The following is a 26,983-nucleotide window of genomic DNA, read 5'->3' as shown; positions in this document are numbered from 1 at the left end:
CCACCCACGGGTGGTCCGGCGAGCACTGGAGCGCGAAGTCCAGGGCGATCTCCAGGTCCAGCTCGGCGGCCCTGCGCACGAAGTCGTCGAAGTCCTCGATCGTGCCGAGGTCCGGGTGGACGGCGTCGTGCCCGCCCTCCGGCGAACCGATCGCCCACGGCACCCCGACGTCGTCCGGGCCCGGGTTCAGCGTGTTGTTGGGGCCCTTGCGGAAGGTCGTGCCGATGGGGTGGATCGGCGGCAGGTACACCACGTCGAAGCCCATCTCCGCGATGGCGGGCAGCCGCCGCGCCGCCGTGCGGAACGTCCCGCTGACCGGCGCCCTGCCGGGCTCCACCACCGCGCCCTCCGAGCGCGGGAAGAACTCGTACCAGGACCCGTACAGCGCGCGTTCCCGCTCCACCAGCAACCGGCGGGGCTCGGCCGACGTCACCAGCTCGCGCAGGGGGTGGCGCGCGAGGACGTGGTTCACGTCGGGGGTGAGGGCCGCGGCGAGACGGGCCGCCGCGGGGCGCTCGGTGTCGCGCAGGGCCTCCACGGCCGCGAGGATCGCGTCGCGCCGGCCCTTGCTCTTCGGCACCCCGGCCGCGGCACGCTCGTACAGCAGCGCGCCCTCCTCCAGGACGAGTTCGGTGTCGATCCCCGCCGGGATCTTGATCTGGGCGTGGTGGCGCCAGGTGGAGATCGGGTCGCCCCATGCCTCCACGGTGTAGGTCCACAGACCCGGCTCCGGTACGGAGACGGTGGCGCCCCAGCGGTCCGTGCCGGGGGCCAGCTCCCGCAGGGGGGTCCAGGGGCCCGTGCGGCCGTCGGGACCGCGCAGGACGACGTTCGCGGCGACCGCGTCGTGGCCCTCGCGGAAGACCGTCGCGGAGATCTCGAAAGACTCTCCCACCACGGACTTCGCGGGGCGGCGGCCGCCCGCGACGAGCGGACGCACGTCCAGGACCGGAATGCGGCCGATCAAGGGCGTGCTCGCCGGCGCGGGCCCCGGGGGTCCGGCGGGTGCGGTGGCGGACTCCTCCCGGGGACCGGCCGTCACCGGCCCGCCCCGCTCGTCCGGCTCCGCCGTCCTGCTCGCCTTCACTTTCGCCTTCGCCTTCGTCTTGTTCTTCGTCTTGTTGTTCTTGTTCTTGGTCTTGCTCTTGGTCTTGCTCTTCGCGGGTCCGGCGGGTCCGGCGGGTCCGGCGGGTTCGGCCGCCTTCTTCGCCTTCTCACCGGTCCCGGCCTCCGGTGGTTGCGGCCGGCCGGCCCGGTGCCCCGGGCCGGGGGGCGGTGTGGTGCCGGGCGTCGGGGGTGGTGACGGCTGGTGGTGCATGGCGGGCATGACCGCTCCTGTCCGCGTCAACGTGGGTGGGCGGATGAGAGTGTGGGGAGGTGGGTCCTGCGGAGGGGTACCGATGGAGCCTTCCCACCCCTTTCGGGTGCGCAATCCGGCACATTGTTAACTACTCACGCGTATGTCTTCACACATGCCCGGCCTCGCCCCCGACGGCCATCCGCCAGGGATCCTCCAAGGATCTGCCCCGGATTCGCGGGATGAGACCGACCTGCGAATGGACAAATATTAAAAGTTGTCGACCTGCGGGACCCCACCCGGTCCGCCGGACGGAGTCGGGCGCCCTCCCCGTGCGGCGGTTCGCCCGGCGGAAACCGCGCTGACCTGCGCGGAAGCCACTCTGAAGGGGTCGCTCGGCGGCAGGGCCGGAACCGGCCGGGGACCGGGACCGGTCAGGGGCCGGCGGCGGGGCGGTCACGGTGACCGTGGTCAGGTCTCCCGCCCGGTGCGGCCGCCGGGCGCGCGTCACTGCCATGGTGCGGGCTCCCCTCCTGGAGACGGCGGGACCCGGCCGGAGCCGTCCCCGCGCGGGGGCCTCCGCGGACCTCGCCGGGCCGTGGGAGGCCGTGGTCGGATCACCACTGCGCAGCCTTACGTGAGGTGTGGGACGCCACAAGGCCGAACGCCGGGGTGGAATCGGCCATATCACCCGGACGGCACACCCGGCGGCCACGGCGGGAACGGAACCGCCACGGTGGCGCGGANTCGGCCATATCACCCGGACGGCACACCCGGCGGCCACGGCGGGAACGGAACCGCCACGGTGGCGCGGACCGGCCGCGAAGGGCATGGGCCCCGGCATCCGCGGCTGCGGAGCGGGGCGTGACCTGCCGCGGACGGCCCGCGGCCGTGGTACGGCGCACCGGGCCGAGTGCTGTGCGCCGTAGTTGCGAGGGCGCCCTCGCCGTTACCGTCGTGGATGACGAAGGGCGCACACCGACGTGTGTCCCTCACGGCCCGGCCACCGGGCTCCCGTCCGTCCGCCCGGCAGGGCGGGCACCGCGGGGGACCGGCGGCCGGGCCAAGACCCTGGTACGCCGCCCCGGTACGTCGTTTGTGAAGGTGGAAAGCTCGTGAAGGCCATCCGCAGGTTCACCGTGCGCCCCGTACTCCCCGAAGCACTCCACCCCCTCAGTGATCTGGCGCGCAACCTGCGCTGGTCCTGGCACGCCGAGACCCGTGACCTCTTCCAGTCCGTCGACCCCGAGCGCTGGGCCGTCTCCGGACGCGACCCCGTACGCCTCCTCGGCAGCGTGTCGTCCGGACGGCTGGCCCAGCTCTCGGCGGACCGGCGCTTCCTGCGGCGGCTGTCCGCGGCCGCCGACGACCTCAAGGACTACGTGACGGGGGACCGCTGGTACCAGTCCCAGCCGGCGGGGCTGCCCGACGCCATCGCCTACTTCTCGCCCGAGTTCGGCATCACGGCCGCGCTGCCGCAGTACTCCGGGGGCCTCGGCATCCTCGCCGGGGACCACCTCAAGGCGGCCAGCGACCTCGGCGTGCCCCTGATCGGCGTGGGCCTCCTCTACCGGCACGGCTACTTCCGTCAGTCCCTGTCCCGGGACGGCTGGCAGCAGGAGCACTATCCGGTCCTGGACCCCAACGAACTGCCCCTGTCCCTGCTGCGCGAACCCGACGGCACCCCCTCCCGGGTGTCCCTCGCCCTGCCCGGCGGCACGGCGCTGCACGCGCGGATCTGGCTGGCCCAGGTCGGCCGGGTCCCGCTGCTGCTGCTCGACTCCGACGTCGAGGAGAACGACCTCGGCGAGCGGGGCGTCACCGACCGGCTCTACGGCGGCGGCAGCGAGCACCGGCTGCTCCAGGAGATGCTGCTCGGCATCGGCGGGGTGCGGGCCGTGCGCACGTACTGCCGGCTGACGGGCCACGCGCGGCCCGAGGTGTTCCACACGAACGAGGGGCACGCGGGCTTCCTCGGTCTGGAGCGCATCCACGAGCTGTCCGGGGAGGACCTCGACTTCGACGCCGCGCTGGAGGCGGTCAGGGCCGGGACCGTCTTCACGACCCACACCCCGGTGCCCGCCGGCATCGACCGCTTCGACCGCGAGCTGGTGGCGCGCCACTTCGGGCCCGCCGCCGAGCTCCCGCGCATCGACGTCGAGCGCATCCTGCAACTCGGCATGGAGACCTATCCGGGCGGCGAGCCGAACCTCTTCAACATGGCGGTGATGGGCCTGCGGCTCGGCCAGCGGGCGAACGGCGTCTCCCTGCTGCACGGCCAGGTGAGCCGCGAGATGTTCTCCGGGCTGTGGCCGGGCTTCGACCCGGCCGAGGTCCCCATCACCTCCGTGACGAACGGCGTCCACGCCCCCACCTGGGTGGCGCCCGAGGTGCTGCGGCTCGGCGCCCGGCAGATCGGCGCGCACCGCACCGAGGACGCGCTCACCGTCGGCGGCTCCGACACCTGGGACGCCGTCGCCGACATCCCCGACCAGGACATCTGGGAGCTGCGGCGCTCCCTGCGCGAGCAGCTGGTGACGGAGGTGCGGGAGCGGCTGTACGCGTCCTGGCGGCAGCGCGGCGCCGGGACGGCGGAACTGGGCTGGGTCGACGGCGTACTGGACCCGGACGTGCTGACGATCGGCTTCGCGCGCCGCGTGCCGTCGTACAAGCGCCTGACGCTGATGCTGCGGGACCGGGACCGGCTCATGGACCTGCTGCTGCACCCCGAGCGGCCCGTCCAGATCGTGGTGGCGGGCAAGGCCCACCCGGCCGACGACGGCGGCAAGCGCCTCGTCCAGGAACTGGTGCGCTTCGCCGACGACCCGCGCGTACGCCACCGGATCGTCTTCCTCCCCGACTACGGCATGGCGATGGCGCAGAAGCTGTACCCGGGCTGCGACATCTGGCTCAACAACCCGCTGCGGCCCCTGGAGGCGTGCGGGACGTCGGGCATGAAGGCGGCGCTGAACGGCTGTCTCAACCTCTCCGTCCTGGACGGCTGGTGGGACGAGTGGTTCCGGCCCGACTTCGGCTGGGCGATCCCCACGGCGGACGGCAGCGCGGTCGACGACGACCGCCGCGACGAACTGGAGGCGACCGCCCTCTACGACCTGCTGGAGCAGCGGGTGGCGCCGCGCTTCTACGAACAGGGGCAGGCCGGCCTGCCCGACCGCTGGATCGAGATGGTCCGCCAGACCCTGACCCACCTGGGCCCGAAGGTCCTGGCGGGCCGGATGGTCCGCGAGTACGTGGAACGCCTCTACGCCCCGGCGGCCCAGGCCCACCGCTCCATGGACCACTCCTGCGCGAGGGAGCTGGCGGTGTGGAAGTCCCGGGTGCGCGCGGCCTGGCCGCACGTCACGGTCGACCACGTCGAGACCACGGCCGTGACCGCGACGGCCGAGCTGGGCTCCACGCTCTCCCTGCGGGTCCTGGTGGGCCTGGGCGACCTGGTCCCGGACGACGTGGAGGTCCAGGCGGTCTCGGGCCGCGTCGACTCGCAGGACCGCATCACGGACGGCACGGCGTTCCCGCTGAAACCGGCGGGCGGCCCGGACCAGGAGGGCCGCTGGCTGTACGAGGGCCCGCTCTCCCTGGACCGCACGGGCCCCTTCGGCTACACGGTCCGCGTCCTCCCGGCCCACCGCCTTCTCGCCTCCGGCGCGGAGCTGGGCCTGGTGGCGGTGCCTTCGGAGGGGATGGGGGAGGGGGCGGGGGTCCTGATGCGCTGAGTCGCCGGACACGGCCGGACACGGCCGGACACGGCCGGTCACGACGGGGTACCCGGGGCGCGTCGCGCCCCGGGTACCCTAGGCCGCCCCGCCGTCCTCCGTGCAGATCCGCCGCAGCACCGCCCCGCACCGCCGTGCGTACGCGTGCTGCAGCCCGCGGGTCGCCGCCCCGCCCGCCTTCGCGTACCACTTCGCCGGGCGGCTGAAGGCGGTCACGGTCAGCCAGACCGTGCCGTCGCCCGTGCGGTCGACCACGAATGCCTCCTCGCCGGACTCCGGGTGGCCGGGCAGCGTGCCGTAGGCCCAGCCGGCGCGGCGGGGCTCGTCCAGGGTCCAGACGACGCGGCAGGGGGCCTTTATGAGAGGGCCCAGACCGACCGTCACGTCGACGCCCGGCGCGGCCTCCGCGGCGTCCGTGGTGATCGTGACGCCGACGGCCCTGTGGAGTTCCCAGGTCAGGACCGCCCGCGAGGCGGACCTGAAGACCTCCTGGCCCTCACCGATGCGGCTGCGGACGTGCAGGGGGTGGAAACCGGGCGGGCACCGGCCGTCGCGGGTCGCGCCCACGTCCTCGTAGGTGAAGGGCATGGGCACCAAGAGTAGGGCGGTACCCGGGGATGCCTCGTCCCGGGTACCGCCCGCGCGCGATTGCCGGGGCGTCAGTCAGTTCACGTTCACGGCGGACCAGGCCGCCGCGACCGCCTTGTACTCCGTGCTCGCCGTGCCGCCGTACAGCGCCGACGCCGCGCTCAGGGTCGCCGTACGGGCGCCCGCGTACTTCGTCGTGGACGTCATGTACTCGGTGAGCGCCTTGTACCAGATCCTGGTCGCCTTGTCGCGGCCGATGCCGGTGACCGTCGAGCCGTTCGACGTCGGGGAGTTGTAGCTCACCCCGTTGATCGTCTTGGCGCCGCTGCCCTCCGAGAGGAGGTAGAAGAAGTGGTTGGCGGGACCCGAGGAGTAGTGGACGTCGATCGAGCCGAGGTTGGAGGACCAGCTGTCCCTGGACGAGCCGTCCTTGCTCGGCTTGTCCATGTAGCGCAGCGGGGTGCCGTTGCCGTTGATGTTGATCTTCTCGCCGACGAGGTAGTCGCCCACGTCGGAGGAGTTGGCCGCGTAGAACTCCACCGCCGTGCCGAAGATGTCGGAGGTGGCCTCGTTCAGGCCGCCCGACTCACCGCTGTAGACCAGGCCCGCCGTGTTCGAGGTGACGCCGTGGGTCATCTCGTGGCCCGCGACGTCGATCGAGGTGAGCGGCTTGGTGTTGCCCGAGCCGTCGCCGTACGTCATGCAGAAGCAGCTGTCGCTCCAGAAGGCGTTGACGTACGCGTTCCCGTAGTGGACGCGGGAGTAGGCGGCGACCCCGTTGTTCTTGATGCCGCTGCGGCCGAGCACGTTCTTGTAGAAGTCCCAGGTGACCTGGGCCCCGTAGTGCGCGTCGACGCCCGCCGTCTGGGTGTTGGACGCCGCGCCCGTGCCCCAGACGTCGTCCGCGTCGGTGAAGAGGGTGCCGGTGCCGGACGTCCCCCGGTTCAGGTTGTACGTCTTGTGGCCGCCGCGCGACGTGTCGTTGAGCTGGTACGTCGAGCCGGAGAGCGAGGTGCCGATGGTGACCTTGCCGGCGTACTGGCTGTTGCCGGTGCCGGTCTGGATCGCCTCCCACTCGTACAGCTTCTCGCCCGTCCCGGCGTCGGTGACGACGTGCAGCTCCTGCGGGGTGCCGTCGTGCTGGAAGCCGCCGACGACCGTCTCGTAGGCCAGGACCGGCTTGCCGTCGGCCGCCCAGACGACCTTGCGGGGCGCCTTGTCGGCGGCCGACTTGGTGCTGCCCTCGGCCTTCGCGGCCGCCACGGCCTGCTTCTCGGCGGTGGACCGGGCGATGGCCGGAGTGAGGTCGGCGACCTTGATCGTCGCCTTGGTCGCCCTGGTCACGCCCTGGGTCGTGCCGGCCTTGTCCCGGTGCACGACCAGGTCGCCGCCGAGCACCGGCAGCCCGTCGTAGGTGCGCTCGTAACGGGTGTGGGTCGTGCCGTCGACGTTCTTGACGACGTCTCTGACGACCAGTCTCTCCTTGGTGCCGAGACCTATCTCGTCGGCCGTCTCCGCGGTCGCGGCGTCGGCCTTCGCGATGAGGCCCGTGCGGGCCGCCGCGGAGAGCTGGACCGGCGACGCGGCGAGGGTCGTGTCGGACTGCTCGGCGGGGCTCTGGGCGGAGGCACCGGTGGTCAGACCGGTGGTGAGGAGGGCTCCGGCCGCGACGGCCGTGGCGACGGCCAGGGTGGTGCGACGGCGACGCGCGTAGAGGGGGGTCACACAAGCTCCTTCGTGGGGGGTGCCCGACCGCTGTGGGGGTGCGGTCGGGCTGCGGTGAAGTTGCGGTGCGGGTGCCTGCGGTGCGAGGTGAACAGTGCCAGTTGGGTCGCGTACATGTCAGTGGGCGAATACAGGTTGGCCGGAAATCGTCCGGTGCCCGAAGATCCGCGTACGCATTGCGGACTTGATCACCGGCAAAGGGTCGGCAATGAAGTCGGTAACCGTCGGTAAGACCGGAGTAAAGGAGGGGTCAAGGAGGTGTTGCCCCGGAGTCGGTGCCCAGGCCGCCGGGCGCGATCTTTCGGCCATCCGCCCGCCGGTGTTCCGCGCGGTCCGGTCCCGCGCCTTCAACTGCCGAGTCGTGTGGGTGACTTCGGCGTACGGAGTGGCCGTACCGGGCCGCCGGACGCCGGGCACCCGGTCCGGGGAGGTGAGGGACCCGGATCGGTGGGTCGAACCGCCCGGACGGCCCGACCGGCGGACGGACCGCCGCGCCGGGTGTGCGCGGGGCCGGTACGTGTCCGACGTGGCGCCGGAGTGGAGGGCGAGTCTTTCCGGCCTGGCTGAAAACATACGCCGGAGCCCGGAGCCCGGAGCCCGTACCCCGGAGCCCGGAGCCCGGAGCCCGGAGCCCGGAGCCCGGAGCCCGGAGCCCGGAGCCCGGAGCCCGGAGCCCGGAGCCCGGAGCCCGGAGCCCGGAGCCCGGAGCCCGGAGCCCGGAGCCCGGAGCCCGGAGCCCGGAGCCCGGAGCCCGGAGCCCGGAGCCCGGAGCCCGGAGCCCGGAGCCCGGAGCCCGGAGCCCGGAGCCCGGAGCCCGGAGCCCGGAGCCCGGAGCCCGGAGCCCGGAGCCCGGAGCCCGGAGCCCGGAGCCCGGAGCCCGGAGCCCGGAGCCCGGAGCCCGGAGCCCGGAGCCCGGAGCCCGGAGCCCGGAGCCCGGAGCCCGGAGCCCGGAGCCCGGAGCCCGGAGCCCGGAGCCCGGAGCCCGGAGCCCGGAGCCCGGAGCCCGGAGCCCGGAGCCCGGAGCCCGGAGCCCGGAGCCCGGAGCCCGGAGCCCGGAGCCCGGAGCCCGGAGCCCGGAGCCCGGAGCCCGGAGCCCGGAGCCCGGAGCCCGGAGCCCGGAGCCCGGAGCCCGGAGCCCGGAGCCCGGAGCCCGGAGCCCGGAGCCCGGAGCCCGGAGCCCGGAGCCCGGAGCCCGGAGCCCGGAGCCCGGAGCCCGGAGCCCGGAGCCCGGAGCCCGGAGCCCGGAGCCCGGAGCCCGGAGCCCGGAGCCCGGAGCCCGGAGCCCGGAGCCCGGAGCCCGGAGCCCGGAGCCCGGAGCCCGGAGCCCGGAGTCCGGAGTCCGGAGCCGCGCGGTCGGCCGCAGCCGGCCAGGGTCCGGCCGGTCGCCGTGCCACAAGTGCCGTGAGTGCCGCAGGGCCGTGTGTGCACGCCGCAGGCCGTCACGAGGGCGTCACGGGGCCGCCGTGGGCGCCGGGTCGGTCACCCGGGAGCGGCCCGCGCGCCGCCGCGGGATCACCCGGCGTGGCCCCGCACGAGGCTGTCCCGCCAGGCCCGGTGCAGGTCCGCGAACCGGCCCGTGTCCGCGATGAGCCGCTCGGGGCTGCCGTCCTCGACGATGCGGCCGTGTTCCATGACGAGAACCCGGTCCGCGATCTCCACCGTCGACAGGCGGTGCGCGACGACCACCGCCGTACGGCCGCGCAGGACCGTGTGCATGGCCCGCTGGACGGCCCGTTCGCCCGGCACGTCCAGGGAACTGGTGGCCTCGTCGAGGATGAGCACCGCCGGATCGGCGAGCAGGGCCCGCGCGAACGCGACGAGTTGCCGCTGACCGGCCGAGATGCGCCCGCCCCGCTTGCGTACGTCCGTGTCGTAGCCGTCCGGCAGGGCGCTGATGAAGTCATGGGCGCCGATGGCCTTCGCGGCCCGTTCGATGTCCGCGCGGGAGGCGTCGGGGCGGCCGATGGCGATGTTCTCGGCGACCGTGCCGGAGAACAGGAATGCCTCCTGCGTCACCATCACGACACCGCGCCGCAGTTCGGGCACCGGGAGTTCGCGCAGGTCCACGCCGTCGAGGAGGACCCTGCCGCTCGTGGGGTCGTAGAAGCGCGCCAGGAGTTTGACGAGCGTCGACTTGCCCGCGCCCGTCGAGCCGACCACGGCCACGGTCTGGCCCGCCGGGAGCGTCAGCGAGAAGGACGGGAGCACCTCGCCGCCCGTCCGGTACGCGAAGCGCACGTCGTCGAACACGACCTCGCGGCCCGGCAGTTCGGAGGCGGGCGCGGGCAGGGACCGGGGCCGCGCGGGCTCCGGCACCGAGGGGACCTGGGCCAGCAGGCCCGCGACCTTCTCCAGCGAGGCGGCCGCCGACTGGTACGAGTTGAGGAACATGCCGAGCCGGTCGATCGGGTCGTACAGGCGGCGCAGGTACAGCACCGCGGCGGCCAGCACGCCCAGCGCCAGCGAGCCGGCGGCCACCCGGTACGCGCCCCACAGCACGATCCCCGCCACCGCCGTGTTGGCGACCAGGCGGGAGCCGACGACATAGCGGGCCATCTCCAGGATGGCGTCGCCGTTGACGCGCTCGTGGCGGCTGTTGAGGGCGCGGAAGGCGGTGTCGTTGACGCTCTCCCGGCGGAAGGCGCGCACCGGCCTGATGCCGTTCATGGTCTCCGCGAACTTCACGATGACGGCGGCGATGGCCGTCGAGCGGACGCCGTAGATCCGCCCGGCGCGGCGCCGGTAGAGCCGGATGAGGAGGTACAGCGGCACGAACGACGCCACCGCGACCGCGCCGAGGCCGAGGTCCAGCCAGAGCAGCAGCACCGAGATGTAGACGAACGACAGGACGACGGTGATGAGTTCCTGGAGGCCCTCGCCGAGCAGTTCGCGCAGCGACTCGACGTCCGTCGTGGAGCGCGAGATGAGCCGGCCCGAGGTGTAGCGCTCGTGGAAGTCGACGCTGAGCGCCTGCGCGTGCCGGAAGATCCTGCCGCGCAGGTCGAGCAGGACGTCCTGGTTGACGCGGGCGGACGCGAGGACGAAGCCGTACTGGAGGGCACCGGCCGCCGTCGCGCACAGCGCGTAGGCCGCGGCCACCGCGATCAGCGGCCCGTGGTCGTCGTCGCGGAAGGCCGGTACGGCCCGGTCGATGGCGTACGCCACGAGCAGCGGGCCCGCCTGTACCGCCGCCTGCTGGAGCAGCAGGAGGACCGCGGCGAGGACGACGCGGGCCTTCAGGGGCGAGAGCAGGGAGCGCAGGAGGGTCGCGGTGGCGCGCGGGGGAGTGGGGAGGGCGTCGTGGTCGAAGGGGTCGCCGTCACCGGGCGGCGCGGCGGCCCGCCCGCTGTCCGGGCCTCCCAGGCCGTTGCCGTTCCCGTTCTCGTGGTCGTCGTCCGTCGGCGCGGTGGTCGTGGGCGCCGTCATCGGTTCTCCCTCTCGGTCGTCTCTGTCCTTCCCGACATCAGCCAGGCGTACTCCGCGCTCGTCCGCAGCAGTTCGTGGTGCGTGCCGACGGCGGTGACGCGGCCCCCCGAGAGCAGGGCCACCCGGTCGGCGAGCAGGACCGTGGAGGGGCGGTGGGCCACGACCAGGGCGGTCGTCCCGGCGAGGACGCGGCGCAGGGCCGCCTCGACCAGGGCCTCGGTGTGGACGTCCAGGGCGGAGAGCGGGTCGTCCAGGACGAGGAAGCGGGGGTTGCCGACGACCGCCCTCGCCAGGGCGAGGCGCTGGCGCTGGCCGCCCGAGAGGCTGAGGCCCTGCTCGCCGACCTGGGTGTCCGTCCCGTGCGGGAGGGCGTGGACGAAGTCCGCCTGCGCGATGTCCAGGGCGCGGCGCAGATCGGCCTCGCCCGCGGTGTCCGCGGCGCCCATCAGGACGTTCTCGCCCACGCTCGCGGAGAAGAGGGTGGGCTCCTCGAAGGCGACCGCGACGAGGGCGCGCAGCGTCTGCCTGGGCATGTCGGTGATGTCCACGCCGTCCAGGGTGATGCGGCCCTCCGTGACCTCGTGCAGCCGGGGGACGAGCGCGGTGAGCGTCGTCTTCCCGGAACCCGTCCCGCCCACGAGGGCCATGGTCTCGCCGTGCCGTACGTGCAGGTCGACACCGTCGAGGACGGGAACGCCGCCGGGGTCCGCGTCGGGATACCGAAACCGCACCCCCTCGAACCGAAGCCCACCGCCATCACCGGCCCCGGCCCCGGGCCCCCCGCCGGGACGCGGCACCGGAGCCGTTTCCGGCTCCGGTGCCGCGTCCATCACCTCGAAGTACCGTTCCGTGGCCGTCGCCGCCTCCTGGCTCATCGCCAGCAGGAAGCCGATCGACTCGACCGGCCAGCGCAGGGCGAGGGCCGTGGACAGGAACGCGACCAGCGTGCCCGCCGACAGGGAACCGTCCGCGACCTGCACCGAGCCGAGCACGAGCGCCGCGCCGACGGCGAGTTCGGGCAGGGTCGTGATGACGGCGAAGATGCCGGCGAGCAGGCGCGCCTTGACGAGTTCCGTGCCGCGCAGCTCACGGGAGAGGGCCCGGAAGGCGAGGGCCTGGCTGCGGTGGCGCCCGAACCCCTTGATGATGCGGATGCCGAGCACGCTCTCCTCGACGAGCGTCGTCAGGTCGCCGACCTGGTCCTGTGCCTGCCGCGCCACCTGCGAGTACCGCTTCTCGAAGAGCCAGCAGACGATCACCACGGGCACCGCGGGAGCGAGCAGCACGAGGCCCAGCGTCCAGTCCTGGGCCAGCATGATCAGGAAGCCCACGAGGATCGTCACGGAGTTGACCAGCAGGAACGTCAGCGGGAACGCGAGGAACATCCGCAGCAGCATCAGATCGGTCGTGCCCCGCGACAGCAACTGCCCGGAGGGCCACCGGTCGTGGAACGCGACGGGCAGCCGCTGCAGGTGCCGGTACAGGTCCGCCCGCATCGCCGCCTCGACACCCGCCAGCGGCCGGGCCACCAGCCAGCGCCGCAGCCCGAAGAGCACCGCCTCCGCGATCCCGAGGAGCAGCAGGTACAGCGCCCCGAGCCAGACACCGCCGGTGTCGCGGTCGGCCACCGGGCCGTCCACGATCCACTTCAGGGCGAGCGGGATCACCAGCCCCGTGCAGGAGGCGACGACCGCGATGACGGCCGCGATGGACAGCCGTGCGCGCACGGGCCGCACGTACGGCCACAGGCGCAGCAGGCTGCGTACGGCGGAGCGGTTCGCGGCGGATCCGGTCCCGGCGGCTTCCTCGGTGGGGGCAGGTGTAGTGGCCATCAGCGGCGAGCCTACGTTTCGCCACCGGCGGTGCCCAGCGAGTTTCGACCGGTCCCGACTCCGCCCCTGGTCCTACGACGCGACCCTCAGCAGCAGGACCGAGCGGGCGGGGACCGTGACGGTCGTGGCCGCCCGGTGCGCCGCCCCCGGAGCCTCCCGCTGCTCCTCCTCCGACGTGTCGACGACCACCTCGTACGACCCGGCCCACGGCGGGCCCGGCAGGACGAAGTCCGTGGGCCGGCCGCCCGCGTGCAGGACCGCCAGGAAGCTGTCGTCCGTGACGAGGTCGCCCCGTGCGTCCCGGCCGGGGATGTCCCGGCCGGACAGGAACATGCCCAGCGTCCCCGTGGGCGCGTACCAGTCCCCTTCCGTCATCTCGGTGCCGTGGGCGGTGAACCAGGCCAGGTCCCGCAGCCCGTCCGCCGAACGGGGCCGCCCGGAGAAGAAGGCGCGCCGCCGCAGCACCGGGTGGGCGCGGCGCAGCGCGATCAGGCGGGACGTCAGGTCGAACAGGGACCGCCAGCCGGGGTCGTCCAGCAGGCTCCAGTCGAGCCAGCTGATCTCGTTGTCCTGGCAGTACGCGTTGTTGTTGCCGCCCTGCGTGCGCCCGAGTTCGTCGCCCGCGACCAGCATCGGGACACCCGTGGACAGCAGCAGGGTGGTCAGCAGGTTGCGCAGCTGGCGCCGCCGCAGGTCCCGTATGCCGGCGTCCTCGGTCTCGCCCTCGGCCCCGCAGTTCCACGCCCGGTTGTCGTCGGTGCCGTCGCGGTTCCCCTCGCCGTTGGCCTCGTTGTGCTTGTGCTCGTACGACACCGTGTCCCGCAGGGTGAAACCGTCGTGGGCGGTCACGAAGTTCACCGAGGCGTACGGCCGCCGCCCGCCCCACGCGTACAGGTCGCTCGACCCCGACAGCCGGTACCCGAGGTCCCGCACGTCCGGCAGGGCGCCCCGCCAGAAGTCCCGTACGGCGTTGCGGTAGCGGTCGTTCCACTCCGTCCACAGCGGTGGGAAGGCGCCCACCTGGTAGCCGCCGGCGCCGACGTCCCACGGCTCGGCGATCAGTTTCACGCGGCGCAGCACCGGGTCCTGCGCGATGACCGCGAGGAACGGGGACAGCATGTCGACGTCGTGCACGGACCGCGCCAGCGCGGCGGCCAGGTCGAAGCGGAAGCCGTCGACGCCCATCTCCGTCACCCAGTACCGCAGCGAGTCCGTGATCAGGCGCAGCACGTGCGGCTGGAGGACGTGCAGCGTGTTTCCGCACCCCGTGTAGTCCGCGTACCGCCGGGCGTCGTCCTGGAGCCGGTAGTAGCCGCGGTTGTCGATCCCGCGCAGCGACAGCGTCGGGCCCAGCTCGCTCGCCTCCGCGGTGTGGTTGTAGACCACGTCGAGGATGACCTCGATCCCGGCCGCGTGCAGGGCGCGCACCATGCGCTTGAACTCGCCGACCTGCTGCCCGCCGGTCCCGGACGCCGCGTACGCCGCGTGCGGGGCGAAGTAGCCGATGGAGTTGTAGCCCCAGTAGTTCCTCATGCCGCGGCGCAGCAGGTGGTCCTCGTGCGCGAACTGGTGCACCGGCAGCAGCTCGACGGCCGTCACCCCGAGCGCCACCAGGTGCTCGATCGCCGCCGGGTGCGCCAGCCCGGCGTACGTGCCCCGCAGCTCGGGCGGGATGCCCGGGTGCAGCCGGGTGAACCCCTTCACGTGCAGCTCGTAGATGACGGACTCCGCCCACGGCGTCTTGGGGCGGCGGTCGTCCGCCCACTCGTCGCCGGGCGTGTCGTCGTGGACGACGACGCCCTTGGGGACGTACGGCGCGGAGTCCCGGTCGTCGCGCACGGTGTCCGCGACGTGCTGCTGAGGCCAGTCGCGCACATGCCCGTACACCTGGGGCGGCAGGCTGCCGAACTCGTCCCGCCCGGCGCCGTCCACCGCGCGCGCGTACGGGTCCAGGAGGAGCTTCGCCGGGTTCCAGCGGGCGCCGGTCCACGGGTCCCAGCGGCCGTGCACCCGGAAGCCGTACCGCTGTCCGGGGCGCACACCGGGCACGAAGCCGTGCCAGATCTCGTGGGTCAGCTCGGTCAGCGGGACCCGCACCTCGGTCTCCCGGACCTTCCCGCCCTCCCCGCCCCGCCGGCCCTCCGTGCCGTCCGGGGTGCCGAAGAGACAGAGCTCGACCGACTCCGCCCCGCCCGCCCAGAGCGCGAAGTTGGTGCCCGGGACCCCGTCGGGCCCCGTCCGGAAGCGCGCCCCGAGCGGGGTCGGCGCACCCGGCCGGACGGAGACGGACGGCGCCCTGCGCGCCGTGCGGTTCAGCACGGGGGCGGGCTGCGCGGGCAGTGTGCCCCCGGGGGCGCGCTCCTCCTGCGCTGCCTCCGGTACTGCCTCCTGCTCGGCTGCGCTCGACACGTCGGCCCTCCCGCGGCTCGGTCGGAGCGGCACGAGGAGGACCGCGGCGTCCCGGCCGCGGCCTCATGTCGTGCCGTCCTCCCCACTGTTCTGCCCAGCTCCGGGCTCGCCCTCACGTTTCCCGAGGCGGGGGCCGAACGGCGGGGAGGGAGCGGGTCCCCCCGTGCCCCCGCCCGCGCCCCTCCCGCCCGCGCCCCTCCCGCCTCCCGCCCGCGCCGCCCCGCACTCCGCCCGTGCCGCCCGCATCCCGCCCGTGCCGCCCGCCACCCCGCCGGACGCACCCACTTCCCCGGGACCCGCTCGGTCGTTGGACCCCACGTGATGCACGCACAGACGCGCGCGCGGCGCGCAGGGGCCGCGCTGGCCGCCGTACTGACATGGGCAGCCCTGCTGGCCGGAGCCGCGGGGTGCACCCCGCAGGGGGCGGACGGGACGCTCGGCAAGCCCCGCTCGTCCGAGGAGGCGATCCGCGTCTCGCCCGACGACGGCAGCAGGGCCGTCCGCCCCGGGAAGGGGCTGAAGGTGTGGGTGCCGGCCGGGCGCCTGGAGTCCGTGCGGGCCGTCAGGTCCCAGGACGCCCGGGAGTTCCCGGTCGCCGGCCGGATCGGCAGGGACGGCACCACCTGGCGGCCCGACGACCCGGAACTGGCCCTGGCCGCCAAGTACACGGTGGATGTCGTCGCGCTCGACGGCCGCGGCCGGCGGGCGGCCCGGCACGTCACGTTCACGACGTACGTCCCCGACAAGCGGTTCATCGGGTACGTCATGCCGGAGAACCGCTCGACGGTCGGCACCGGCATGATCGTGTCACTGGAGTTCAACCGGAAGGTCGGGAACCGGGCGGCGGTCGAGCGCGCCGTCCGCGTGACGTCCGTGCCGAAGGTGGAGATCGCCCCCCACTGGTTCGGCGACGACCGGCTGGACTTCCGCCCCCGGAGCTACTGGAAGCCCGGCACGAAGGTCACGGTCGCCCTGCGGCTGCGGGACGTCGAGGCGGCCCCGGGCGTGTACGGGCTCCAGCACAGGACCCTCTCCTTCACGGTCGGCCGCAGTCAGACCAGCGTCGTCGACGCGGCCGCCCACACCATGGAGGTGCGCCGCGGCGGAGAGCTCCTCGCCACCGTGCCGATCACCGCCGGCGCCCCCGCGAGCACGACCTACAACGGGAAGATGGTCGTCACCGAGATGCTGGAGGTGACCCGGATGAACGGGGCCACCGTCGGTTTCAGACGGCCCGACGGCAAGGGCGAGTACGACATCCCCGACGTCCCGCACGCGATGCGCCTCACCTCCTCCGGGACCTTCCTGCACGGCAACTACTGGGCCCGGGGCGTGTTCGGGACGGCCAACGTCAGCCACGGCTGCGTGGGACTGCGCGATGTGAAAGGCGGCGGCTCCGCGACCCCGGCGGGCTGGTTCTTCGATCGCAGCCTCATCGGTGACGTCGTCGAGGTGGTCAACAGCAATGACAGGAAAGTGGCCCCCGACAACGGCCTCGGAGGGTGGAACATGCCCTGGAAGGCGTGGAAATCGGGTTCCGCGGTGAAGTAGCCCGACATAGGGGTACGCACAGGGAAGGCCCCGCCGCGCCACCGGCCCCACGAGTTGGGACTGAACGGTGACATTCCCGGGAGACCATCTCTTCCGGCAATGTGATTGATTAGCGCGATGCGCGCGTGGGACGCGCCGCAGTACGGGCCTGAACAGGCCGTGCGAGGGGAGAACGAACTTGAACGGGCGACCGATATCGGGGGCGTCGGTTGGCGCACGGACACGAGGCCGCAGAGGAGTCCCGGCACTTGCGCTCGGGATGCTGCTGCTCCTCGTGACCGCGTGCGGCGGAGGAGGGGACTCGGACTCGGACTCCGGTTCCGGTGGGAACAAGAACAAGGGCGGGGATTCCAGCCGGACGGACACCGAGGTGTCGCAGGCGGCCGTGACCATAGCGCCCGAGGACGGCGCCGGAGCCGTGAAGACCAGCGGCGCGCTGAAGGTGACGGCAGCCAAAGGCAAGCTGACCGAGGTCACGGTCGAGGACACCAAGGGCAGGCCCGTCGCGGGGAAGATCACCGGTGGGGGGACGAGCTGGACGCCCGCCGGGCACCTCGCCGCGTCCACCAAGTACAGGGTGCACGCGGTGGCCGAGGACTCCGAGGGCCGCCAGGCCGCCGAGGAGTCCGCCTTCACCACGCTGACCCCGAAGAACACCTTCGTCGGCATCTTCACGCCCGAGGACGGCTCCGAGGTCGGCGTCGGCATGTCCTTCTCGGTGCGCTTCACCCGGGGCATCACGCAGCCCGAGGACGTCGAGAAGGCCATAAGGATAAAGACCGAGCCCGCGGTCGACGTCCGGGGCCACTGGTTCGGCAACGACCGCATCGACTTCCGCCCCGAGAAGTACTGGAAGCCCGGTACGAAGGTCACCGTGAACCTCAACCTCGACGGGGTCGAGGGCCGGCCGGGCGTCTACGGCGAGCAGGCCAAGACCGTGAAGTTCCGGATAGGCCGCAGCCAGGTCTCCACCGTCGACGTCAAGACCAAGAAGATGGTCGTCAGGCGCGACGGCAAGGTCATCAAGACCATCCCGGTGACCACGGGCAAGCCCGGTTACGAGACCTGGAACGGCCAGATGGTCATCACCGAGCGCCTCAGGGTGACCCGCATGAACGGTGAGACGGTCGGCTACGGCGGCGAGTACGACATCAAGGACGTGCCGGACGCCATGCGCCTGACCACGTCGGGCACCTTCATCCACGGCAACTACTGGGGCGGCGACGCCTTCGGCAACTACAACGCCAGCCACGGCTGCATCGGCCTGCGCGACCAGCGTGGCGGCGGTGACCGGGGCGCCCCGGCCGCGTGGTTCTTCGACCGGTCGATGATCGGCGACGTGGTGGTCGTGAAGAACTCGAACGACCGGACCGTGGCCCCGGACAACGGGCTCAACGGCTGGAACATGCCGTGGGAGAAGTGGACGGCCTGACCCCGCGGTGACCCGTACGGGCCCGTACAGCTCCGTACGGCCCTCTGCGGCCCCGGTGCGCTCCTCTGTGACGGAGCACACCGGGGCCGCTCCCGTTAGCCCCCGTTAACCTCCTTGCATGACTGCCACTCTCGAAGTCGCCGAAGGCGTCGGCACGATCCGCCTCGACCGTCCGCCCATGAACGCGCTGGACGTCGCCACCCAGGACAGGCTCAGGGAACTCGCCGAGGAGGCCGCGCGGCGTGAGGACGTGCGCGCGGTGGTCCTGTACGGCGGCGAGAAGGTGTTCGCGGCGGGCGCGGACATCAAGGAGATGCAGGCCATGGACCACGCGGCGATGGTCGTGCGCTCCCGGGCCCTGCAGGACTCCTTCACCGCCGTGACCCGCATCCCCAAGCCGGTCGTGGCCGCCGTCACGGGCTACGCGCTGGGCGGGGGGTGCGAGCTGGCGCTCTGCGCCGACTTCCGCGTCGCCGCGGACAACGCGAAGCTGGGCCAGCCGGAGATCCTCCTCGGCCTGATCCCCGGCGCGGGCGGCACCCAGCGGTTGTCCCGGCTCGTCGGTCCCTCCCGGGCGAAGGACCTCATCTTCACCGGCCGTATGGTCAAGGCCGACGAGGCGCTGTCGCTGGGCCTGGTGGACCGGGTCGTGCCCGCCGCCGACGTGTACGCCGAGGCGCACGCGTGGGCCGCGAAGCTCGCGCAGGGACCGGCGCTCGCGCTGCGCGCGGCCAAGGAGTCGGTCGACGCGGGTCTGGAGACGGACCTGGAGACCGGGCTCGCGATCGAACGCACCTGGTTCGCTGGTCTGTTCGCGACGGAGGACCGGGAGCGGGGGATGCGGAGCTTCGTCGAGGAGGGCCCCGGCAAGGCCGAGTTCCTCTGAACCGGCCCCCGGTCGTCCCGGTCGTCTCCGCTCGACCCTCGACCGGCCCGAAACTCACCCGTCGAGTTGCCTTCGGGCTCTTGCTGTTGACACGGCGTATGACCCGCGTCCCTCGAATGAGCGGTTTATCCGGTACTTGACGCGGCCTTGAGGGTTACTTGTCCGGAAGCGGGGCCGGCCGCTCCCGGCAGGGCTTCCTCCGCAGGTCGCACCGGCTGCGGACACCACCCGAGCGCCTGCGGTGCATGCCGGACGGATGAAACGGAACGGAGGGTTCCGGAGGGCGTATTCCCCCGGAACGCCTCCGGAGCGGCCCCCCGGCGGCCATGATGGGGGGCATGGCGGGGCTGGAAGGTATCGAACAGCCGCGGCGGCACGGGAGCGCGACCGCGGCGCGCTGGTCGCCTGCTGTCGAGGACGAACACGCGCTGAAGGCGCTGGAACTGTTCGGCAACCCCACCGAGGCCGAGGTGCCGCTGCCGTCCCGGCCGGAGTCGGCCGCCACCGCGCGCCGGCTCGTCCAGGTCGTGGTGCTCCGCCAGTGGCGCCTCTCGCCGAAGCTGACCGAGGACGCGGTGCTGCTGGTCTCGGAACTCGTGGGCAACGCCGTGCGGCACACCGGGGCGCGGGTCTTCGGGCTCCGGATGCGGCGCCGGCGGGGATGGATCCGGGTGGAGGTGCGCGATCCCTCACGGGGGCTGCCCTGTCTGATGCCGGTGAAGGACATGGACGTCAGCGGCCGGGGCCTCTTCCTCGTCGACAAGCTGTCCGACCGCTGGGGGGTGGACCTGCTGCCGCGCGGCAAGACGACCTGGTTCGAGATGCGGGTGGCGGACCGCTAGTTCCGACGGGGCCGACGGGGCCGACGGGGCCGGACCGAACCGGAACGTTAATCTGACCTCGTCAGTGAAGCACCACGAAGGGGCGGGTCCGGTGGCGGACATCGAGGAAGCACGCAAGGCGTTCGAGCGCATCGACGTGGACGGGGACGGCTACATCACCGCCGCCGAGTTCAAGAGGGCCCTGGCCCAGGGCGGGGACTGGAACGTCACCGAGTCGGTGGCCGAGGCCGTCATCGGCGCCCAGGACCTCAACGGCGACAAGCTGCTCTCGTTCGAGGAGTTCTGGGCCCACCTCGACAGGTGACGTGAGCTGGAGGGGCGCCCCCCGAACCGGCGGGCGCCCCTCTCGCTGTGCCCGCCAGCCCGCCAGCCCGGCGACCCGCTGCCCGGACGCGGCGCGGGCTCAGACGGTCTTCAGGGGCAGGTGCGGCCCGTCCGGCAGCCCGACCCCGACGGCGTCGCCGGGCCGCACGACCCCGCCCGCCACGACGACGCCCATGATCCCGGCCCTGACGACCCGGGTCCTGCCGTCCTCGCCCCGCCCCACGACCTGCTTCATCAGCCCTTTCCGGAAGGCGTCGATCTGCGCGCAGGGACTGCGCAGCCCGGTGACCTCCACCACGGCCTCGTCCCCGAGGCGCAGCAGCGTCCCGGTGGGCAGCCCCAGCAGGTCGACGCCCCGGGTGGTGACGTTCTCGCCGAGCTGCCCGGCCGCGACCTCGAACCCCGCCGCCCGCACCTCGTCGAACAGCTCCTCGTGGAGGAGGTGCACCTGCCGCAGATTGGGCTGCGAAGGGTCCTTCCGCATCCGGAACCGGTGCTTCACGGTCACCCCGGCATGCACGTCCCCCTCGACCCCGAGCCCCGCGAGCAGGGTGATGCTCTCCCGGTTCGGCTTGGTGAACGCGTACGTCCCGTTGCTGCTGACCGCAGCGACACTCCCGCCCATGCGGGAAAGCCTACGGGGTGGCCCACTCGCGCAGTTCGGCCTTGCTCGCGAACTTCGCGACGTTCTTGTCCAGCGGGTCGTCGGTGTACTGGTGGAAGCGCCACTTGGCCTGGATGCGGGGCTTGCCCGCCGCGACGTAGTCGGCGATCCAGAGGCCGTCGCCGGCGTAGGAGGTGTCGTCGACGTTGAGCCAGTAGTTCCGGTTGCAGTAGAGGAGGACCCGGTTGTCCGGGCGGAGTTCCTTCACCTTGCGGATGAAACGGTCCTTCTCGGCGTTGCTCGCGTGCGTGCCGTCGCTCGTCGTCTCCCAGTCCACGACGAGGAGGTCGCCCGCCTTCTCCGGGGCCTTGCCGACGAAGTACTCGGCCTGGGCCGTCAGGTTGCCCGGCCACAGGAAGTGGTAGAAGCCGACCACGCAGCCGGCGTCCCTGGCCCGCTTCGTCTGCGCGCCCAGCTTCGGGTTGACGTACGTGCGGCCCTCGGTGGCCTTGACGAAGACGAAGGACACGCCTTCGGTGCTGTACGAGGACGACTGGTAGGCGCTGACGTCGATGCCGCGCAACATGGGTGACTCCTTGGTGCATGGGGGGACAGAAGTACGAATGTGCTTCCCGGGGCCTGTGGGGGGCAACTTCCTTTGTGGTTCCCTCACTTGACCGGCCCTACCCTCATGCGTGCCGGGCCCCGGAAGGCCGCGCCGGAGCACGCGCCCCCGGCCCCGCCGGCCGCCACCGCCGTACCACCCCCCGGGGGCGGTCCGTCAGCACTCGATGATGTTCACCGCGAGACCGCCCCGGGCCGTCTCCTTGTACTTGACGCTCATGTCGGCGCCCGTGTCCTTCATCGTCTTGATGACCTTGTCCAGGGACACCTTGTGGGAGCCGTCGCCGCGCATGGCCATCTTCGCCGCCGTCACGGCCTTCACCGCGGCCATGCCGTTGCGCTCGATGCAGGGGATCTGGACGAGACCGCCGACCGGGTCGCAGGTGAGGCCGAGGTTGTGCTCCATACCGATCTCCGCGGCGTTCTCCACCTGCTCGGGGCTGCCGCCGAGGACCTCGGCGAGGGCGCCGGCGGCCATCGAGCAGGCCGAGCCGACCTCGCCCTGGCAGCCGACCTCGGCGCCCGAGATGGAGGCGTTCTCCTTGAAGAGCATGCCGATGGCGCCCGCGGCGAGCAGGAAGCGCACCACCCCGTCCTCCTTCTCCGCCTCGGTGGCGGCGCCCGCCACGAAGTTGACGTAGAAGTGCAGGACCGACGGGATGATGCCCGCGGCGCCGTTGGTGGGGGCGGTCACGACCCGCCCGCCCGCCGCGTTCTCCTCGTTCACCGCCATCGCGTACAGGGTGATCCACTCCATGGCGTGGGCCGTCGGGTCGCCCTCGGCGCGCAGCTGGCGGGCCGACACGGCCGCGCGGCGGCGCACCCGCAGACCGCCCGGCAGGATGCCCTCGCGGGACATGCCCCGCGCGACGCACGCCTGCATCACCCGCCAGATGGCGAGGAGCCCCTCGCGTATCTCCTCCTCGGTGCGCCAGGCCCGCTCGTTCTCCAGCATCAGCGCGGAGATGGACAGGCCCGTCTCCCTCGTCAGCCGCAGCAGCTCGTCGCCCGTGCGGAAGGGGTACTTCAGGACCGTGTCGTCCAGCTTGATGCGGTCCGCGCCCATCGCGTCCTCGTCCACGACGAAGCCGCCGCCCACCGAGTAGTACGTCTTGGACAGCACCTCGGCGCCCGACGCGTCGTACGCCCACAGCGTCATGCCGTTCGCGTGGTACGGCAGCGCCTTGCGGCGGTGCAGCACCAGGTCGTCGTCGAAGGAGAAGCCGATCCCGTGCTCGCCGAGCAGGTCGAGGCGGCCGGACGACTTGATCTTCTCGACCCGTTCGTCGGCGCCCTCGACGTCCACCGTGCGGGGCGAGGCGCCCTCCAGGCCGAGCAGCACCGCCTTGGGGGTCCCGTGGCCGTGGCCGGTCGCGCCCAGGGAGCCGTACAGCTCCGCGCGGACCGCGGCCACGGAGGCCAGCAGGTCCTCGTTGCGCAGGCGGTGCGCGAACATGCGCGCGGCGCGCATCGGGCCGACCGTGTGGGAGCTGGACGGGCCGATGCCGATCGAGAACAGGTCGAAGACCGAGATGGCCACGGGAACTCCTCAGAACGGGGTGGGGCGGGAGGGGTACCGCGCACCTTCCGGTGTGCGCGGTACCCCGCGAAACGAACTACTCGCCCAGACCGGGGTACAGCGGGTGCTTGCCGGCCAGGGCGGTCACCCGGGCCTTGAGCGCCGCCGCGTCGTAGGACGGCTTGAGGGTCTCGGCGATGACGTCCGCGACCTCGGCGAAGTCCTCGGCCGTGAAACCACGGGTCGCCAGGGCGGGCGTGCCGATCCGCAGGCCCGAGGTCACCATCGGCGGCCGGGGGTCGTTCGGGACGGCGTTGCGGTTGACCGTGATGCCGACCTCGTGCAGCCGGTCCTCGGCCTGCTGCCCGTCCAGCTCGGACTCGCGCAGGTCCACCAGGATCAGGTGGACGTCGGTCCCGCCGGACAGGACGTTCACCCCGGCCTCCCGGGCGTCCGGCGCGGTGAGCCGCTCGGCGAGGATCCGCGCGCCCTCGACCGTACGGACCTGGCGCTCCCTGAACTCCTCCGAGGCGGCGACCTTGAAGGAGACGGCCTTGGCCGCGATCACGTGCTCCAGGGGACCGCCCTGGAAGCCCGGGAAGACGGACGAGTTCAGCTTCTTGGCGAAGGACTGCCTGGCGAGGATGATCCCGCCGCGGGGTCCGCCGAGCGTCTTGTGGGTGGTGGAGGTCACCACGTCCGCGTACTGCACCGGGTTCGGGTGGAGACCGGCCGCGACGAGGCCCGCGAAGTGCGCCATGTCGACCCACAGGTACGCCTCGACCTCGTCCGCGATCCGGCGGAACTCGGCGAAGTCCAGCTGCCGCGGGTACGCCGACCAGCCCGCGATGATCACCTTCGGGCGGTGCTCCTTGGCGAGCCGCTCGACCTCGGCCATGTCGACCAGACCGGCGTCGTCCACGTGGTACGCGACCACGTCGAACTGCTTGCCGGAGAAGTTCAGCCGCATCCCGTGGGTCAGGTGGCCGCCGTGGGCGAGGTCCAGGCCGAGGACGGTGTCACCGGGCTGGGCCAGCGCGAAGAGCGCGGCCTGGTTGGCGGAGGCGCCCGAGTGCGGCTGCACGTTGGCGTACTCGGCGCCGAACAGCTCCTTGACCCGGTCGATGGCGATCTGCTCGGCGACGTCGACGTGCTCGCAGCCGCCGTAGTAGCGGCGGCCCGGGTAGCCCTCGGCGTACTTGTTGGTGAGGACCGAGCCCTGGGCCTCCATGACCGCGACCGGGGCGAAGTTCTCCGAGGCGATCATTTCGAGGGTGGACTGCTGGCGGTGCAGCTCGGCGTCGAGGGCGGCGGCGACGTCGGGGTCGAGTTCGTGCAGGGGCGTGTTCAGAAGCGACATCGGTCTGGGTCCTCAGGATCCGGAGAATTCGGTGTACTCGTCGGCGGAGAGCAGGTCCTCCGGCTCGTCCGCCACCCGTACCTTGAACAGCCAGCCGCCCTCGAAGGGAGCGGTGTTCACCAGCGCCGGGTCGTCCACGACGTCCTGGTTGATCTCGGTGATCTCGCCGGTGACGGGGGAGTAGAGGTCGCTCACGGACTTGGTCGACTCCAGCTCGCCGCAGGTCTCGCCCGCGGTCACCGTGTCACCGACCTCCGGGAGCTGGACGAACACGACGTCGCCGAGCGCGTTGGCGGCGTGCTCCGTGATGCCGACCGTCGAGACGCCGTCCTCGGCGCCCGACAGCCACTCGTGCTCCTTGCTGTACCGCAGCTGCTGGGGGTTGCTCATGGCCTGAATTCTCCTGTACGCCGGGGGGTGCTGATGCGGGGGAACCGCTCTGGACCGGGCATTGTGCCCGAGGTCACGGGCTGTCTCACTGCTGACGGTGGCGGACCGGTGTCACTTCTGCCGCTGGTAGAACGGCAGCGCCACGACCTCGTACGGCTCGTGGCTGCCCCGGATGTCCACGCCGACACCGGTGCTGCCGGGCGCCGCGTGCTCCGCGTCGACGTACGCCATCGCGACCGGCCTGCCGAGCGTCGGGGAGGGCGCGCCGGAGGTGACCTCGCCGACGACCCGGCCGCCGGCCACCACGGGGTACCCGGCGCGCGGGACCCGGCGGCCCTCGGCGACCAGCCCGACGAGGACGCGCGGGGGCCTCGAGGCGGCGCGGTCGGCGGCCTCGGACAGCGCCTCGCGCCCCACGAAGTCGCCCTCCTTCCCGAACTTCACCACCCGGCCGAGTCCCGCGTCGAACGGGGTGAGCGAGGTGGTCAGCTCGTGCCCGTACAGCGGCATGCCCGCCTCCAGGCGCAGGGTGTCCCGGCAGGACAGCCCGCAGGGGACGAGCCCGGCCGGGGCCCCGGCCCCGGTCAGCGCCTGCCACAGCTTCCCGGCGTCGGCGGGGGCCACGAACAGCTCGAAGCCGTCCTCGCCGGTGTAGCCGGTGCGCGCGATCAGGGCGGGGACGCCGGCGACCGTGCCGGGCAGGCCCGCGTAGTACTTGAGGCCGTCCAGGTCGGCGTCGGTGAGGGACTTCAGGATGCCGGGGGACTCCGGGCCCTGCACGGCGAGCAGGGCGTAGGCGTCCCGGTCGTCGCGCACCTCGGCGTCGAAGCCCTCGCCGCGCTCCACGAGGGCGTCCAGGACCACCTGGGCGTTGGAGGCGTTCGCCACGACCAGGTACTCGGTGTCGGCGAGGCGGTAGACGATCAGGTCGTCCAGGATGCCGCCGTCGGCCCGGCAGATCATGGTGTAGCGGGCACGACCGGGCTTCACGGCGCCGAGGTCGCCGACCAGCGCGAAGTCGAGCAGCGCGGCGGCCTGCGGCCCGCTCACGGTGATCTCGCCCATGTGGGAGAGGTCGAAGAGACCGGCCCGGGTGCGCACGGCGAGGTGCTCGTCGCGCTCGGAGCCGTACCGCAGGGGCATGTCCCAGCCGGCGAAGTCGGTCATCGTCGCGCCGAGCGAGCGATGCAGGGCGTCGAGGGCGGTGCGGCGCGGTCCGGCGGAGGCGTTGCTGCTCGTACTGCTCACGGTGGGGGCTCCCAAGGCATGACGGCGATGTCGTTCCTCCCCATCTGTCATCGAAACCTGAGAGGTTCGCCGTGGCCACCGGTGGACGGGGCGGTCACTGACTTGCACCTTGGGTGGAGCCGGCACCCCGGCTGGAGGGGAGCGGACCCGCTTTTCAGATGTGCCTCGCCCGCGCGGTAACGGGGCCTGAGAGATTCAAGGGAGGGACTTGCTCCTTCGGCGCCCGGGAGCCCGTACACCTTGCGTGTACGTCCTCCCGGAACTCTCCCGCGCGGGTTCAAGCGGCCGGTATGCAGTTGGCGCGCACATCATTGCACGCATCGGTCCCACCGGGGACGCCGGTGTCCGGACGGAGGGCGGACGCGTTCGCAGGGATCTGTGACGGTGCTGTGGCAGGACGAGAACGAAAACGAGGGGACCGGCGCATTACCTTTTCTTTACACTCGACCGGGGATGGGTCTCCCGACCCCATGGGGAGGACGATCAGGGTGGACAGGACCACGGCGTACGCGACCGGTACGGGCATCGCGGTGCCCGGGCAGCCACCCGCCTCGGCCAGGGAGGCGTGCGGCCCGTTCCCGGTGCCCGTCGTCCGCGACCTGCGGGAGCGCGCGGGCCGCAGCCCGCACGGCCTGTGCTTCGGGGCGGCCGACCTGGTGGTGGTCACGGGCCTGCCGGGCAGCGGCAAGTCGACCCTGATGCGCCGGACGGTGACCGGCCGCCGCGTCGACTCCCAGGACACCCGCGACCGCTGGGACGCCCGCCTCTCCCGCTTCCTGCCGTACGCCGTCTACCGGCCCCTCGTCCGCGCCGCGCACTACGCGGGCCTGCGCCGGGCGCTGCGCTCCGGCGAGGGCGTCGTCGTGCACGACTGCGGTACGCAGGCATGGGTGCGCCGCTGGCTCGCCCGGGACGCCCGGCGCCGCGGCGGCACCCTGCACCTGCTGCTGCTCGACGTCGATCCCGGCACGGCGCTGGACGGCCAGCGCGAGCGGGGCCGCGGCGTCTCGCGGTACGCGTTCGCGCGCCACCGGGGCGCGGTCGCCCGGCTGCTGCGGTCCGTGGAGAAGGGCGGCCTCCCGGAGGGCTGCGGTTCCGCGGTGCTCGTCGACCGCGCCGCGGCGGACGTCCTGCGGCGCATCGACTTCGGCGACTGAGCGCGGTCCCGGCGGCCGGCGGGGCGGTCGGCGGG

20 protein-coding genes and 1 riboswitch are annotated in these 26,983 nt (G+C 72.8%); of the genes, 8 read left to right on the top strand and 12 right to left on the bottom strand.

Translation table 11 applies throughout. The annotated features are described in order from the left end of the window. Positions 1-1,327 (bottom strand): maltotransferase domain-containing protein (locus tag KM933_RS21475; protein WP_260333917.1); only part of this gene is annotated, 1,327 nt, incomplete at its 3' end. A 1,085-nt stretch (positions 1,328-2,412) separates the two neighbouring features. Here KM933_RS21475 and KM933_RS21470 point away from each other — a divergent pair. Next, the gene (locus KM933_RS21470) at positions 2,413-5,031 is read left to right on the top strand and encodes a glycosyltransferase family 1 protein (RefSeq protein ID WP_221354594.1); all 2,619 of its coding nucleotides are present in this window, start codon (positions 2,413-2,415) and stop codon (positions 5,029-5,031) included. A 78-nt stretch (positions 5,032-5,109) separates the two neighbouring features. On the opposite strand, the gene KM933_RS21465 is transcribed toward KM933_RS21470, so the two are convergent. Both KM933_RS21465 and KM933_RS21460 read right to left on the bottom strand, forming a co-directional pair. Next, complete coding sequence (locus KM933_RS21465; protein WP_221354592.1) at positions 5,110-5,619, bottom strand: DUF1990 domain-containing protein; 510 nt, start codon at positions 5,617-5,619, stop codon at positions 5,110-5,112. 75 nt (positions 5,620-5,694) lie between these two features. After that, positions 5,695-7,344, bottom strand: coding sequence for a M4 family metallopeptidase (locus KM933_RS21460; RefSeq protein ID WP_221354590.1), 1,650 nt, complete (start codon positions 7,342-7,344; stop codon positions 5,695-5,697). A gap of 500 nt (positions 7,345-7,844) precedes the next feature. Here KM933_RS21460 and KM933_RS40640 point away from each other — a divergent pair, with 500 nt between their 5' ends. After that, positions 7,845-8,933 carry a hypothetical protein gene (locus KM933_RS40640; protein WP_430727351.1) on the top strand — a complete coding sequence of 363 codons (1,089 nt, stop codon included), beginning with the start codon at positions 7,845-7,847 and terminating at the stop codon, positions 8,931-8,933. On the opposite strand, the gene KM933_RS21455 is transcribed toward KM933_RS40640, so the two are convergent. The 3 genes from KM933_RS21455 to glgX all read right to left on the bottom strand — a co-directional run bounded on the left by KM933_RS21455 (position 8,857) and on the right by glgX (position 15,011). After that, positions 8,857-10,770 carry an ABC transporter ATP-binding protein gene (locus KM933_RS21455; RefSeq protein WP_221354588.1) on the bottom strand — a complete coding sequence of 638 codons (1,914 nt, stop codon included), beginning with the start codon at positions 10,768-10,770 and terminating at the stop codon, positions 8,857-8,859. The genes KM933_RS40640 and KM933_RS21455 overlap by 77 nt on opposite strands. Further along, positions 10,767-12,602 carry an ABC transporter ATP-binding protein gene (locus KM933_RS21450; protein ID WP_221354586.1) on the bottom strand — a complete coding sequence of 612 codons (1,836 nt, stop codon included), beginning with the start codon at positions 12,600-12,602 and terminating at the stop codon, positions 10,767-10,769. The genes KM933_RS21455 and KM933_RS21450 overlap by 4 nt, the downstream gene beginning before the upstream one ends. A 72-nt stretch (positions 12,603-12,674) precedes the next feature. Then, a complete protein-coding gene (gene glgX / locus KM933_RS21445; RefSeq protein WP_221354584.1) occupies positions 12,675-15,011 on the bottom strand; it encodes a glycogen debranching protein GlgX in 2,337 nt (778 codons plus the stop codon). 318 nt (positions 15,012-15,329) lie between these two features. Here glgX and KM933_RS21440 point away from each other — a divergent pair, with 318 nt between their 5' ends. From KM933_RS21440 to KM933_RS21420, 5 genes are all read left to right on the top strand, one after another. Beyond that, a complete protein-coding gene (locus tag KM933_RS21440; RefSeq protein ID WP_221354582.1) occupies positions 15,330-16,562 on the top strand; it encodes a L,D-transpeptidase in 1,233 nt (410 codons plus the stop codon). Positions 16,563-16,740: 178 nt separating this feature from the next. Continuing rightward, positions 16,741-17,994, top strand: coding sequence for a L,D-transpeptidase (locus tag KM933_RS21435; RefSeq protein WP_221354580.1), 1,254 nt, complete (start codon positions 16,741-16,743; stop codon positions 17,992-17,994). A gap of 118 nt (positions 17,995-18,112) precedes the next feature. Then, a complete protein-coding gene (locus tag KM933_RS21430) occupies positions 18,113-18,880 on the top strand; it encodes an enoyl-CoA hydratase/isomerase family protein (RefSeq protein ID WP_221354578.1) in 768 nt (255 codons plus the stop codon). A 338-nt stretch (positions 18,881-19,218) separates the two neighbouring features. After that, complete coding sequence (locus KM933_RS21425) at positions 19,219-19,722, top strand: ATP-binding protein (protein WP_221354576.1); 504 nt, start codon at positions 19,219-19,221, stop codon at positions 19,720-19,722. Positions 19,723-19,813: 91 nt separating this feature from the next. Beyond that, on the top strand, positions 19,814-20,026 hold the full coding sequence (locus KM933_RS21420; RefSeq protein WP_221354574.1) for an EF-hand domain-containing protein: 213 nt from the start codon (positions 19,814-19,816) through the stop codon (positions 20,024-20,026). Between the two features lie 99 nt (positions 20,027-20,125). Here the strand turns inward: KM933_RS21420 and KM933_RS21415 are convergent, their stop codons facing one another. The 6 genes from KM933_RS21415 to gcvT all read right to left on the bottom strand — a co-directional run bounded on the left by KM933_RS21415 (position 20,126) and on the right by gcvT (position 25,791). Further along, the gene (locus KM933_RS21415) at positions 20,126-20,671 is read right to left on the bottom strand and encodes an MOSC domain-containing protein (RefSeq protein WP_221354573.1); all 546 of its coding nucleotides are present in this window, start codon (positions 20,669-20,671) and stop codon (positions 20,126-20,128) included. A gap of 10 nt (positions 20,672-20,681) precedes the next feature. Next, positions 20,682-21,236, bottom strand: a complete 555-nt coding sequence (locus KM933_RS21410; RefSeq protein ID WP_221354570.1) for a glycoside hydrolase family 25 protein — start codon at positions 21,234-21,236, stop codon at positions 20,682-20,684. Positions 21,237-21,431: 195 nt separating this feature from the next. Next, positions 21,432-22,814 (bottom strand): L-serine ammonia-lyase, encoded by a 1,383-nt coding sequence (locus KM933_RS21405; RefSeq protein WP_221354568.1) that lies wholly within the window; start codon positions 22,812-22,814, stop codon positions 21,432-21,434. A 76-nt stretch (positions 22,815-22,890) separates the two neighbouring features. Next, positions 22,891-24,153, bottom strand: a complete 1,263-nt coding sequence (gene glyA / locus KM933_RS21400; RefSeq protein WP_221354566.1) for a serine hydroxymethyltransferase — start codon at positions 24,151-24,153, stop codon at positions 22,891-22,893. Positions 24,154-24,165: 12 nt separating this feature from the next. Continuing rightward, positions 24,166-24,543 (bottom strand): glycine cleavage system protein GcvH, encoded by a 378-nt coding sequence (gene gcvH, locus KM933_RS21395; RefSeq protein ID WP_221354564.1) that lies wholly within the window; start codon positions 24,541-24,543, stop codon positions 24,166-24,168. A gap of 111 nt (positions 24,544-24,654) precedes the next feature. Further along, entirely contained in the window at positions 24,655-25,791 is a 1,137-nt protein-coding gene (gene gcvT / locus KM933_RS21390) for a glycine cleavage system aminomethyltransferase GcvT (RefSeq protein ID WP_308013493.1), read from the bottom strand. 164 nt (positions 25,792-25,955) lie between these two features. Beyond that, positions 25,956-26,071: riboswitch (glycine riboswitch) on the bottom strand. 208 nt (positions 26,072-26,279) lie between these two features. On the opposite strand from gcvT, the gene KM933_RS21385 reads away from it, so the two are divergent. Next, entirely contained in the window at positions 26,280-26,948 is a 669-nt protein-coding gene (locus KM933_RS21385) for an AAA family ATPase (protein ID WP_308013492.1), read from the top strand. Positions 26,949-26,983 lie beyond the last annotated feature (35 nt).

The sequence above is a fragment of the Streptomyces beigongshangae genome, assembly GCF_019710745.1.
Classification (GTDB): Bacteria; Actinomycetota; Actinomycetes; order Streptomycetales; family Streptomycetaceae; genus Streptomyces; species Streptomyces beigongshangae.
Note: the sequence above shows the minus strand (reverse complement) of the source record. Positions and strands in the feature narration are given on the sequence as shown.